11 protein-coding genes are annotated in these 12,364 nt (G+C 33.2%); 3 read left to right on the top strand and 8 right to left on the bottom strand.

The annotated features are described in order from the left end of the window. The 3 genes from CXF67_RS19260 to CXF67_RS15685 all read left to right on the top strand — a co-directional run. Positions 1-153: integrase core domain-containing protein (locus CXF67_RS19260; protein WP_145990492.1), on the top strand; the 153-nt coding region annotated here is incomplete at its 5' end. A 706-nt stretch (positions 154-859) separates the two neighbouring features. Further along, positions 860-1,051 (top strand): cold-shock protein, encoded by a 192-nt coding sequence (locus tag CXF67_RS15690; protein ID WP_003438688.1) that lies wholly within the window; start codon positions 860-862, stop codon positions 1,049-1,051. Positions 1,052-1,848: 797 nt separating this feature from the next. Beyond that, complete coding sequence (locus CXF67_RS15685) at positions 1,849-3,042, top strand: acyl-CoA dehydrogenase family protein (protein ID WP_102089595.1); 1,194 nt, start codon at positions 1,849-1,851, stop codon at positions 3,040-3,042. Positions 3,043-3,399: 357 nt separating this feature from the next. Here CXF67_RS15685 and CXF67_RS15680 read toward each other — a convergent pair whose 3' ends face one another. The 8 genes from CXF67_RS15680 to CXF67_RS15645 form a co-directional block, all read right to left on the bottom strand. Then, a complete protein-coding gene (locus CXF67_RS15680; protein ID WP_102089594.1) occupies positions 3,400-4,065 on the bottom strand; it encodes a thiamine phosphate synthase in 666 nt (221 codons plus the stop codon). 287 nt (positions 4,066-4,352) lie between these two features. Then, positions 4,353-6,908: a CotH kinase family protein gene (locus CXF67_RS15675; RefSeq protein ID WP_102089593.1), complete on the bottom strand. Its 2,556-nt coding sequence runs from the start codon at positions 6,906-6,908 to the stop codon at positions 4,353-4,355. A gap of 179 nt (positions 6,909-7,087) precedes the next feature. Next, a complete protein-coding gene (locus tag CXF67_RS15670) occupies positions 7,088-7,327 on the bottom strand; it encodes a hypothetical protein (protein ID WP_257984727.1) in 240 nt (79 codons plus the stop codon). A 215-nt stretch (positions 7,328-7,542) separates the two neighbouring features. After that, positions 7,543-8,127: a CPBP family intramembrane glutamic endopeptidase gene (locus CXF67_RS15665; protein WP_102089592.1), complete on the bottom strand. Its 585-nt coding sequence runs from the start codon at positions 8,125-8,127 to the stop codon at positions 7,543-7,545. 465 nt (positions 8,128-8,592) lie between these two features. Further along, positions 8,593-9,669: a DUF418 domain-containing protein gene (locus tag CXF67_RS15660; RefSeq protein ID WP_102089591.1), complete on the bottom strand. Its 1,077-nt coding sequence runs from the start codon at positions 9,667-9,669 to the stop codon at positions 8,593-8,595. 173 nt (positions 9,670-9,842) lie between these two features. Then, positions 9,843-10,916: a hypothetical protein gene (locus CXF67_RS15655; protein ID WP_102089590.1), complete on the bottom strand. Its 1,074-nt coding sequence runs from the start codon at positions 10,914-10,916 to the stop codon at positions 9,843-9,845. A gap of 10 nt (positions 10,917-10,926) precedes the next feature. Then, on the bottom strand, positions 10,927-11,322 hold the full coding sequence (locus tag CXF67_RS15650) for a lipocalin family protein (protein WP_102089589.1): 396 nt from the start codon (positions 11,320-11,322) through the stop codon (positions 10,927-10,929). 152 nt (positions 11,323-11,474) lie between these two features. Continuing rightward, positions 11,475-12,364, bottom strand: an 890-nt coding sequence (locus tag CXF67_RS15645; protein ID WP_102089588.1) for a helix-turn-helix domain-containing protein, incomplete at its 5' end; no start/stop codon positions are given.

Raw genomic sequence — 12,364 nt, 5'->3', positions numbered from 1 at the left:
CTAGACCAAACCTTTGCAAATGTAGCACACGCAAAGAGAGCTGCAAAAAATGCAATTAATTTATACAATGAAGTAAGATTACATTTATCTTTAGACTATAAAACACCTAATATGGTATATTTAAAAACAGCCATAATCAATTTTAACCTGTAGCCGTATTTCAGGACAAGGCATATTTTACTAAGCTCCCTTTTTTTAAATAACGAGGCGCCAATAAATACCAATTTAAATTGATTAAAAGTATAAAAGGGAAGCAAATCCATAAGGCATATAACGCAGGATGTGATAGGATTCCATCTGATAAACTTTCAGCTAATTGTCTATTTTTGGTCATGACCCAAATGATTCCAATCCAAATGAGCACTTGAGCTGAAATTAAAAAATATCGAATGTGTGTTTTCTATATTTTCATCTTATTTATAATTTGGTGATTTTTATAGCAGCAATTTAGCCTAGCCATTCACACTTTTAAAGTTTAATGAACCAACCCCTTCAAAATCATCACCAACAATTTTTTTTTATAAATTAAGGAAAGAGTAGTAGCTACTATGTAAAAGTAGAAAAAGAAAATATACACTACTCGTTACGCACAACTCAATACTCACTAGTTCGATATTAAATTTTCAACTGTTTTAGTTTAAGTATTTTCCTTAGAGTGAATAATTATTTGCCTCTTTTTTTGATTTAATTATATTCAAATTAATTTTAGTTTGCGGTAAAGTATAATTGGTTTATGTCTTATTTTGGGGTTGATAAGTAAAGGCATGAAATATTTTTTCCTTTAATTTCATTATAATTTTTTTATTCCAATTTTAATAAATATATTTGCCACTTATTATAATCAATAAATTACATTAAAATGAACAAAGGAACAGTTAAATTTTTCAATGACACTAAAGGGTTTGGATTCATCACAGAAGAAGGTGTTGATAAAGATCATTTCGTTCACGCTTCTGGATTAATCGATGAGATTAGAGAAGGTGACGAAGTTGAATTTGATTTACAAGAAGGAAACAAAGGGTTAAATGCAGTAAACGTAAGAGTTCTCTAATATCTATCCATATTTTTCTAAAGAAGCCCTATCAAACTTGATGGGGCTTCTTATTTTGCTACAATTCATCTTTTGAACATAGTTTTCACCAGTAGCAAATATCTTCTCCACAAGTTTTCTATTTAATCTTAACACGCGAAAACCAAGATTAGCTAGTCGCTGATTAATTTTATTGGTAAGTCTTTCGAAAAAAATTGCGAATTATCACTTTGCGCTATTTTGCTTTGTGTGCTCTGCGTGAAATAAGTCTAAAATTTAAAACATCTTAACTTGAAGGTTAAGATCAAAACTAACCTGCAGTTACAACAAGAAAAACTTGTACCAAATTAGCCCTATAATGTTGCCATAAATCGTTTTATCGAAGCGAATTCGGTATATGGCTTCTTTTCATCAGCTTTTTATCAAAACTAATTACTGTAGCTAAGGCTATGCTAATTATTTTTAATTTCAATCAACCAAAAAACATGTTCTAAGTTACGTCGTAGTATAATTCAATTTATTCATATGGCATTATAAATATAATTTAATAGTAAAGATGTCAAATCAATACCTGATTTAAATAATATCTACAGATTGAGAAATTAGCTGCCCTATACTCATAAACGACTTCATATTAAAAATCATAAATCGGAGAATTTATTCTAAACTTACTTGCGTTAATTATCTTCTGTTGACTAAACCTTAAAAGAACCCAAGGAAAGGTCATTGTAAAATAGGTCAAGAAATTCGTTTGTTTTTCTCTAACTTAGGGATGTTGTAGGACTCAGTATATTTTTAAGAACTATAAATTGATTTATATGTTAAAAAATATTTTATTAGAACGCGAAATATATGCATCAGAAGAACATAAAATGATGCAAAAAATGATTCAGGATTTTATTAGCAATGAAATTATGGATCATGTAGAAGAATGGGAAGAAAAGGGTATGGTTAGCCGAGACATCTGGGAACGTGCTGGAGAATTGGGTTTGCTATGTATCGACGTGCCCGAATACTATGGAGGTAGTGGTTTAGATTTTAGCTTTAGCGCTTTATTTATTGAAGAATTGGCAAAAGAAGGCATAAGTGGACCTGGTTTTTCATTGCATTCAGACATTGTTGCACCTTATCTTTTAAAGTATGGTACCGAAGCTCAGAAGCAAAAATATCTACCTCTTATGGCTTCTGGGAAAATGATTACATCCATAGGTATGACCGAGCCAAACTGCGGTAGTGATCTTCAAGCTATTAAAACAAATGCGGTGGATAAAGGAGACCACTATTTGGTTAATGGACAGAAAACATTTATTACCAATGGTTATATGAGCGACATGTCTATAGTCGCTGTAAAAACCAAAATGGGGACAGTGGAAGAAGGAGTGTCTTTATTGATCATGGAAAGCAGCTTTAAAGGGTTTGAAAAAGGAATTCCTTTTAAGAAAATAGGAATGAAAGCCCAAGATACTTGTGAATTATTTTTTGATAATGTAAAAGTTTCCAAGGAAAATTTATTAGGAGAAGAAGGCTTAGGATTTAAAATTATGATGACAGAATTGGCTAGAGAGCGTTTAACTGTAGCGCTTAACGCTATTGGTGGGGCAGAGGGAGCCATAGAAAAAACATTGGCATATACTTCTACAAGAACCGCTTTTAAACAACCTATTGCTGGATTCCAAAACACACAATTTAAACTGGCAGAATGTACTACGCAATTACAAGTGCATCAAGCGTTTTTAGATCGGTGTACACTATTAGTATCAGATCATAAGCTTACTGCTGAAACTGCTTCCATGGCAAAGTATTCAGCAACAGAAATGCATGGCAAAGTCACAGATGAATGCCTGCAGTTATTTGGAGGTTACGGGTATATATGGGATTATCCAATTGCCCGCATGTATGCAGATAATAGGGTCGCCAGAATTTATGCTGGAACCAACGAGATTATGAAATTATTGATCGCTCGCGGTTTATTTAGAGAGCTGTTTCAGCAAATGAAGGCCACAAAAAAATAAAAAGTTAAGAACACTATTGAAGTCGTATTGAGAACTTTTTATGAAACAAGAAACATCTCGATACATCCCGACAGGAAAATCGGAATACTCGATGAGACAAAACAACTTAACATGAGCATTCACAACCAATCAATGCTAGTTTATTTTACTCATTTCTATCAGTGAAATTAGTATCGAAGACTCTTCATATAACAAGAAATATCTCGATACATCCCGACGGGAAAGTCGGAATATTCGATGAGACAAAACAACTTACTATGAGCTTTCATAACCCACCAATGCTAGTCTACTTTACTTATTTTCATGAGTGGCATTAGTATCAAGGATAAAATTTTTCGTTTTAAATCAGTGTTCGCCCTATTCAAACGTATGGCGTTGCTCTGCTGTTGAAGAGGCGTCTAGTAATTGATTAAACTGCCTTATGCGATTAAAATCGTGTGTAATCTCGGTAGATACAGCAACACCAACAATGCCGATTTCCAATAGGGCAGCAACATCTTTTGTGGTAATCCCGCCAACGCCTATGATGGGTATAGGAGTTTTTAAGACATCCGTTATCGCTTTATAACCCTTTAAGCCTAAAACTGGAGGTATGTTAGCTTTCGTAGTGGTTTCTCTAAAAGGACCTAAGCGGATATAGTCTATTTCTTTATCTAATAATGTTTCGCACTCTTGTAAGGTATTTGCTGTTCCCCCAATACTTTGCCAAGAGTATAAATGCGTTCTAGCTTCAGTAGGGCAAGAATCTGCGGGTCCTAAATACACACCATCTGCTTTAAGAGTTTTTGCAATTTTATAATCACCGTTAATAATTAATCGGGTTTGAAAATGTGTGGTGGTTTCTCTAGCGGCTTCTGCTATTTTTAAGAATTTTTTTTCTGAAATGCCTGCAGTATCCTTAGAATTGCTTTTTAAGTTTAGTTGTACTAATTCTGCACCATAAGAACAAGCTTTTTGGATGTTTTCTAGATGTTCTTCTGGAGAGTTCCCTTGGGATATATAATGTAGTTTAGGTATAACCATATCTTAGTTCTTGATTCAAAAATATTAAAATTAGACACAATGCAAAAATACGAATGTTTAACTGCCCAACGACAAAGATTTCTTTAAATGACATTGTAAAGAAAGCCATTGGGTATTCATTTATACCAATATATAAATTCGCCTGTTTCCGACCGACCACTATTTAAGAAACTAGCTTGTCCTAAGCCTAGTCGAAGGGATAGGAGGGTACTGGAATATGCGTGAAATAGAATGAGTATTCTGAAGTATACAATCACCATTTTTTTTAATAGACCTAGAAACTAAGCCTATTTTTTAAAAATCATAGTCGAAACCTTAGCACCATCTACTAACTTCAAATTTATAATATACGCCCCTGTATTAAGGTCACTAATATTAATTTCTTCTGATTTTAAATTGACTTGAAATGTTTTCACTTGCTGTCCAAGAAGGTTGTAAATCGAAATTTCTTGTATGGTTTGTACCGATTCTATCATCAACTTTTCCTCTGCTGGATTTGGATATATAGTGAAATTAACTTCACTAGTATCAAAATTGTTGATACTTAGAACCGCAGAACTTGCTATCCAATTGCTAGCTAAAGAGTTATCAGAATTAACATTTATAAGGTCTAAATAAAAACCATCGCCATCTGCAGTTTCTGGCCAAGGTGCTTCATCCAAATATTCCACTTGATCAATCAGATTCCCAAATGCATCTGATAACACTAAATTCTGACTTTTGTTCGATAAATCTCTTGTAAATGTATCCAAGGGAATTATTCCGTATTTATCCTGAAAACGTGTTGCATTTCCTGCCAAATAAAGAGATTCTCCAGCTCCAATAGTTTCATTTTGAGGAAATTGATAGGAAACACCTAGTTTGATCAAGTATATTCCTGTAAGATCTACTACTGTACTTCCACTATTTTGAATTTCTATAAATTCTAAGTCATCACTTTCTGGAAATATATCTGTTTCTTGAGGATTGTAATCAATTTTGGTAATTACCAAAGATGGCGTTTGTACTGAGTTACAACCTGAAAAGTCGCCAAGTTCGACACCCATCCAAGTAATTCTCTCCTGTATCCAACTTTTCATAGTGGTGATTTCTCCTGAAAAATCATCTATTGTATTCCAGCGTTCATCCTCACGAACTAGAGCTTCTGAAATCAAGGCGGCAGTGCTATCAATTAAATTGGATATGTAGTCATAATTTAAGGGCTCTTCAGCTCGCGTGAGTTTATTAAATCGTTTAGATAAATAACATTTAAATGTGGGGTCCGCAAAAAGATCATTCCAAAAATTTGCCCCTGTATTACTAAATTCAAATTGCCACACATCCGTAAAACTTCGGTCAAAACCCCATTGAAATAAATCATTGCCATACGTTAGGTTATAATCCCAAACTGGACCAGCTCTTAACTTACCACCTCGATCTTTATGGTAATAAGTACTGAGTGCATACGCATCTACATTTGAAGCAATTTCTGCCATCAACATATAATCTATAAATGAAGGCACATCAATAACCGAAGGATAGCCATTTATAATGTCAGAATTAGTAGCCGTTTGGTCTAGGTTTCGAAAGACAGATTCAATGTATGCAGATTGTTCTTCCGTAATATCATCTGAGTTTGGTTTTTCATGGATATATCCAGCGCCGTTATTGTTCCAAGCTTCAGGGTCATCAGCATCTGGTCTATCAGTTTGCATAATATATCCTCCTGTAACCTCTGGAAATGTATTTTCATCATCAGCTAGCTTTGCGATGTTCACACGGTCTCCATCGCGTTTTATCTTTTCTGAAAGCGCGTATAGACCTATATAATCGCCATTGAGTACCACCTCACAATATTTTAAATTCACAGCATATTGTCCCATTTTCCTTGCCATTTCATAACTGATATAATCACGCATCATACTTTCATCAAAAGCAAATGAATTCAAAATCCAGTCATTTTCTTTTGGCATTCCCAGCAATTTTACGTTGTCATTTTCTGTACCGTCATCTGATAAGGTAGAAAATCCGTAGGGCTTTTTAGGTAAAAGTTGAGATGAAGACCCTCGAATTTCGATGCTTATTGTACCTGAATAATCTAAAAATTCTTCATTGTCAACATCACATACAAAATTTCTGGCTCCATCAGGTCTTTGAATTATTTTCATCGAACCAAAAATTCGAGGATCATCAGGAATTTCATCACCGTTATCGGTTTCTATAATAACAATAGGTAAATTGCTATCTGTAAATGCTTCCGTGTTTACATCTTCTCCACAAACCGTTGACTCGTATAAAAAGTCATCGATATAAGCCGTTACAAAATCAAAGTTGTTTTCTGAATTGACTTGAAGTAGAACTCTATTAAAGTCTGTTCGGGTACTGGGATCAGGTGAGTCTTCATCGAAGTTGATATAATTGTCAGTAGCAAAGTTAAAAGAAACGTCTTGCCATTGATCCAGTACGATAGGTTTTATAATTTCAGATTGTGTAGTCCAAGGTTGGTCAATAGTACCATCTTGTAATTTTAATGAAATTTGATTTGGTTGTATTCCAGTAATGCTATGAGAAGGAACATAAATTTTTAAAGAAAAAGAACTAATAACAGAAAGATCAAAATTTTCATTGGTCTGAAAATGAACATTTGCATATTGACCGCCACTGTCTTCGTATTTCAATACAGTATTAGAGGTGTTTATTTCTTCAGGAAATGGGTTTGAAAACAGCACATCAATTGTACAGGCGTCTTCTGTCCATCTATTTATGTTTCCGTCACCTTCAAAATCGTCATTTAGATTTGAAACTTGTGAAAAAAGAGTTAAGGAAAAACATATACTAGTTGCGGCAAGAAGCAAGGATTTCATAAATTGTTTTTATATACAAAACTAACCTATATAAGTTTTTTTAAATGCAAATGGTACTATACAAAAACTATACAGTATTTTATTTTTCAGCTATTTAATCAACATCAGTAGTCAACTACTTAACGCCATTTTTCCGTAGAAATTCTTTAGTAATTAATTATATATGTCGTTGAATTAATTTACTTTTCAAATATCAGATTTTCCAAGTATCTCAAAGCTGAAGCAATTAAATTACTTCGGTTCCTCGCCTTATTTTCAAAACTATCTAGAGTTTCTTTATCCAGTTTTCTTCCCTTTACAAAAACGTATGTAGGGTTTTTTAATGCAGACAAGTCTAATAAAGGATTATCATCAATTAACAGTAGGTTAGCAATTTTACCAACTTCAATGGTTCCCATAGTGTTCATAATGGAATGCATTGATGAATTTTATTTATTATATAGGTTGATGCTATGACGAATTAAGGCTCTTTTTGTTACAGAAAGAGAGTATTTTCTTTAATTTGATTAATTGTTGGATATGGATATTTATGTTCTAAATAATCTCTATGACGATGTTTTACTTGTAACAAAAAGGACCTTTGTCCCTAGCATATTATACCATTTGATTTCGTTTAAGGGCCTCTTTAGATTATTCACCAGTACCCTATTTTATCATTTTTTGCAGCAACTAATAAACCGGGTTCTATGAGTGCTGTTATCATAAAATGAGCAACTATGCACGGTGCTAAACTTCGCTCTGAAACTAAATACACAATGGCTAAAGCAAAGCCTAATAAGGATGTGGAAATAAAAGCATTTACCCCAGCTTTTCTGTTTTTTATTCCCCACAGAAGATGGATGATTCCAAAAGCTAAACCTGATAACGCGACCTGCACTATAACAGAGACATCATGTGAGTCGAGATAATCCATAATCCATTTTCTATAAATGACCTCTTCCATTATCCCTGCAAAGACAGCTGCAAGAATTGCGACTACTTTTAGTCTATCCATTTTGAACATATGGTACTTTACTTCTGATATTTTTGCTGCACTAAAGCAATATAAAATCACTATTAATAATGCTAATGCCCAACTTAAGGCAGTCCCACTATTACTATTTGCAAATCCTAAATATGTTATAAATTCCATTGGATCAGAAAAAAAACTAAAGACAACAAATGAACCCCATAAAAAAATCATGGAAATTAAAATAATATAAATTGACTTTTTATTCATAACGTTTTATTTAAAATTGAAAACTATAGTGATATAACTATTCTTAATGGCCCTTATTTATGAGCAACTTCTTATGCCATTTGGGACTGTTTTTGCTAGTGTGTTTATGTATTATTTCGTTACGTGTTTCAACAATTAATTTAGCAGGGACATATCTAATACCAATTTAGTTTTTAAATGTTGCATTTAAAATTTTAATTATACTGCGACGTAGCTCAGCACAGGTTTTTTACTTAATAGAGAAAAAAAATAAGCATAGCACTAGTTACAGTTCTATTTTATGACGATTAGTAAGTGAAACAGAAACTGGTTTCATGCGACATCTGAATGCAAAATTGGTATAATAAGGGTGTAATGAACATATGGTCATCATGCCTCTAATACGATGTTGTTTATATATGACCGCAGAAATTACCGTTAGTGCTGTTTTTAGGGATATAATTTTCATATTCAGACAACTAGTTTTTAATCTGTTATTTTTCGGACCACCCATTCTAAGGGTCCAGATTTGTTATATTTTCTCCAAATAATAGCAAATAGGATACACAGTAAACTAAATTGGAAGGCATATATCACCGAAAATTCAATTGAATAATTTCCTATTTTTGAAGGGTTTATCAATTCAATAATTCCCATTCCAATAATTACGTGTGCGACGTAAAAGGTCAATGCTAATTGCCCTGTTTTATTTAAAGCATCAATGATGAAACTGTTTTCAAATTTCTTGGCAATGAGTATGCAAGCTGAAATGAGTGCAAAAGCTATGGCAATACCATTGAACATATAAATGGGTAGTGGTGGCATTGGGTCTGTTCCAAGAATTTCAGTAAGTTCCAAAGCAGCTTCTTGGTTTCCTTCTGATAAAATTGAGATGGACAGATAGGATACCACTTGAATAGAAATAAAGATGAGGGTACTCATCCAAAATGTTTTTTTCACGAATTTGTCGTTGTGTAAATCCTGCTTTCCAAACCAATAGCCAAAGATCATAAAGGCAGTCCAAGGCAGTACTGGATGAAAACCATTTAAAAATAGATTTCTCATAAAGCCTTTAAACGTCCAAAAATCTTGATAATCTAAAGTGGCAAAAATCCAACCTGTCTCATAATTCAAAATTGTTATTAGAATAGGATACACGAGAATGATGCAAATACCTGAAATTAGGATTGTTCTTTCTTTACAAGTTAATAGCACCAGTGTGATAGCCATATAAATCCCATAAAAATGCAGAATATCGGCTGGCCAGATGGTGATATATGAAATACCAATAAAGAATAGAAATACGGCTCTTTTTGCTATTCTTTTTTGAGCAACTTTTAGTTTAGCTTGATCCTTATTTTTAATCGCAGAATTTGTCATTAAAGCAAGACCAACACCCGCTAAAACAACAAATGTGGCTGCGGCTTTACCCTCAAAAATACCAGCGAACGCCCTGACCCAAGGCCGTCCATTTTCACCGAAGACAACTTTGAAATTGACGATAATCATTCCGATAACTGCCAATGCCCTTGCCACATCTATTCCTATTATTCTTTGTTTCATGATGTATTTATTAAGTCTCTATACTGTTTGCGTATTGTTTTAAACTATCAGTTATCAGAAGGTCATTATTTGATATTCTTCAAACAAGGATATTAATCGGGTGAAACTCATTTTATAGCTTTTTTAATTCGAGCTGTGTAGTCGTGACTTAGGCGCTCCAAGATAAAATGCAATTAAAAATTAACTCCTATTTCCAATGCAAACCCAAAGTTTCTATTGATCACTTTAGACGTCTGCCATTGTTGAAAGAGACTAGCTCCAATCACGATTCCATACTCTTTCCAAGGAATTATTTTCACGCCTTGGTTAGCCCGGAGACCTATTAAAAAATTAGTTGATTTTCTGTCTTCTAGATCTCTTAGCATTTCCAATCCAACAGGGACACTTAGACCAAGATCGAAATAAACACCAGGAGTTATTTTAACATAACCATTGAATCCAAACCCTAAGGTATATGAATCAGCAAAGCTATACCCACGCTCTCGTACTATATCTGATTTTGCCCTAGATTGCCCATAGCCTATAACAAAAGGAATAATAAGGTCTTTTTCATGATCTGAAAATCCAGTATATGAGACATTCCAACCCTCATTATATTTATCTGTCATTCTTTTATAGGTTAGCATATTGAACCACTTTCCTAAAGGAACATAGGTTTCAAAAGATGATGTGTCCTTAGGGGAGCTCGCCTTATCTAGCATTCCATCTTTTGTCAAACTAGCAGTTGTATTTTTTTTTTGTGCATTGATGTAGCTCCATATGCAATATTCCAATGCTGATCGGATTCTTTTCTCGTGGGTTTCGAAGATTTCCGTTAAACTCGACACTGGAAAACCCTGTTCTTCATAATGAGCGATTTTATAAAGTTCTTCTCCGTTTTCTGCATAGAAATAGAGTTCAACATACACTCGAGCTGTTCTCTTTTCTATACTTGTTTGTGCTTCTTCAATTTTAAAATGATCAATCTTTAAAGTAATCGGAACTCTGTCACCTGTTTTAGGAAGAACGACATCCATAAAGTTCTGGATTGTTGTTGCAGTACCATTCTCAAAACTCAATTTCACTTTCTTATTAGAACTGTCTTCTACAACTCCAAGGTCTTGCTCTAGACGATTATCGATAACCTTTTCTATATAAAAATTCTGATTCGCAATCTCGAAGGGGATTATTTTTAAATCTATAGTTGTCTGTGAAAAACAAACGGCACAACTGAAAAATACTACTAAAATGTTTATTATTTTTTTCATTAGTATTTTATTAAATAGAACTGTTATAATGTACTTCGACATCACTAATTTCACTGATATCATACTTCAGTATTAAGGAATCCTTTGATATTGAGATGATGTAAGCTTTTACTTTATCCCCTTTTTCATCAACCATTAGTACATAAGCACCGCTTGTATTTAGGATAAAAGTTCCTTCTTCTTCTTCGCCTTCTGATGTTGACGTATAAGTCATGTCTTCATTAAAAAGAATATAATCCCCTTTTTCTCTTTTGTTGGGTGGGAACTCCATGCTTTCGATTTTATAGGTATCTAGAAACCAGGTATTGTATAGCATATTTGTTTCGTTTTGTTGAACATGTGTTTTGCCCGTTATGGACGGTATTAAAAAGTTAGTAATGATAATGACCCAGATGTAAATTTTCATTGTAATTATGTTGTTTATGATTTATGGGGCAAATATATTTAGGTACTGCCATAGAAATGATTCGCCCTATAATACCAAACAAAAAAAAGTGTCTCCGTTTATCGGGAAGATACTTTAAATTAGTTTAAAACATTTATAATCAGTAAGTTAAATCAATGTTTAGACTTATGAATTTTTTTAAATTCGGTAGGAGTCATTTGTGTATGTTTTTTAAAAGCCGTGTAAAAAGCAGCTTTGCTATTAAAACCTACATCTAAGGAAATCGCAAATATTGTATCTGGTTTAGGCTCTATGAGTTTCTTTTTAGCCTCTGCAATTCTGAAGCTGCTAATAAAATCTGGAAAACTCATTTTAGCGCTCTGGTTGATGGCCTGTGATATATGATGAATAGAGTGATTTAATTTTTCAGCGATGGTATTCAATTTTAAGTCGAAGTCCAGATAAAGCAATTCCTTATTAACGACCTCTTTAATTTGCTCAAAAAGCTCCGAAGAATCTGTTAGTGAAGATTTTGCATATTTCTCAATAGTAGACGTGGGTAGATCTTCAAAATTTCCAGAATAAGCAAATATTGGAAAATGCATAATAGAAAAGGCGAATATGAAGAAGAATATAGAATAGATGAATGTTTCAAATTTTAGGTAAAAGTTGAAATTACCGATATCTAAACTGCCTAGAATGGTGGTTACAAAAACTATAATTTGCATGAGTATCACTGCGACAACAATAGTCTTAATCCACTTGTAAAGGTTTTTTTGACTTTCATTTAATTCAATTTGTAATGGAGCCTTTTTTAAATTCTTATAAGCAAAAAAAATAAGTGCAATATTGATAGAACTTACCAAAATATATTCAACTAAAACCAATATACCGTAGTTTGAAGTTTCCAATGCTGCTACAAAACCTTGTAAATCTTGATTATGATCAAATGGAAGAAACACTAAAATTCTAAGTAAAGTATAGGCCCCCACTATAGGAATCCATTTTTTTACATGTAGTTCGGATTTGGTATAAATAGAAATAAAATAGTAAAATAATAAGC

It is taken from the genome of Psychroflexus sp. MES1-P1E (assembly GCF_002836055.1).
In the GTDB taxonomy this organism is placed as follows: domain Bacteria; phylum Bacteroidota; class Bacteroidia; order Flavobacteriales; family Flavobacteriaceae; genus Psychroflexus.
Note: the sequence above shows the minus strand (reverse complement) of the source record. Positions and strands in the feature narration are given on the sequence as shown.

Coding starts and splice junctions, on each gene's coding strand:
- CXF67_RS15690 (WP_003438688.1), top strand. CDS start 860: ATGAACAAAGGAACAGTTAAATTTTTCAATGACACTAAAGGGTTTGGA.
- CXF67_RS15685 (WP_102089595.1), top strand. CDS start 1,849: ATGTTAAAAAATATTTTATTAGAACGCGAAATATATGCATCAGAAGAA.
- CXF67_RS15680 (WP_102089594.1), bottom strand. CDS start 4,065: ATGGTTATACCTAAACTACATTATATATCCCAAGGGAACTCTCCAGAA.
- CXF67_RS15675 (WP_102089593.1), bottom strand. CDS start 6,908: ATGAAATCCTTGCTTCTTGCCGCAACTAGTATATGTTTTTCCTTAACT.
- CXF67_RS15670 (WP_257984727.1), bottom strand. CDS start 7,327: ATGCATTCCATTATGAACACTATGGGAACCATTGAAGTTGGTAAAATT.
- CXF67_RS15665 (WP_102089592.1), bottom strand. CDS start 8,127: ATGAATAAAAAGTCAATTTATATTATTTTAATTTCCATGATTTTTTTA.
- CXF67_RS15660 (WP_102089591.1), bottom strand. CDS start 9,669: ATGAAACAAAGAATAATAGGAATAGATGTGGCAAGGGCATTGGCAGTT.
- CXF67_RS15655 (WP_102089590.1), bottom strand. CDS start 10,916: ATGAAAAAAATAATAAACATTTTAGTAGTATTTTTCAGTTGTGCCGTT.
- CXF67_RS15650 (WP_102089589.1), bottom strand. CDS start 11,322: ATGAAAATTTACATCTGGGTCATTATCATTACTAACTTTTTAATACCG.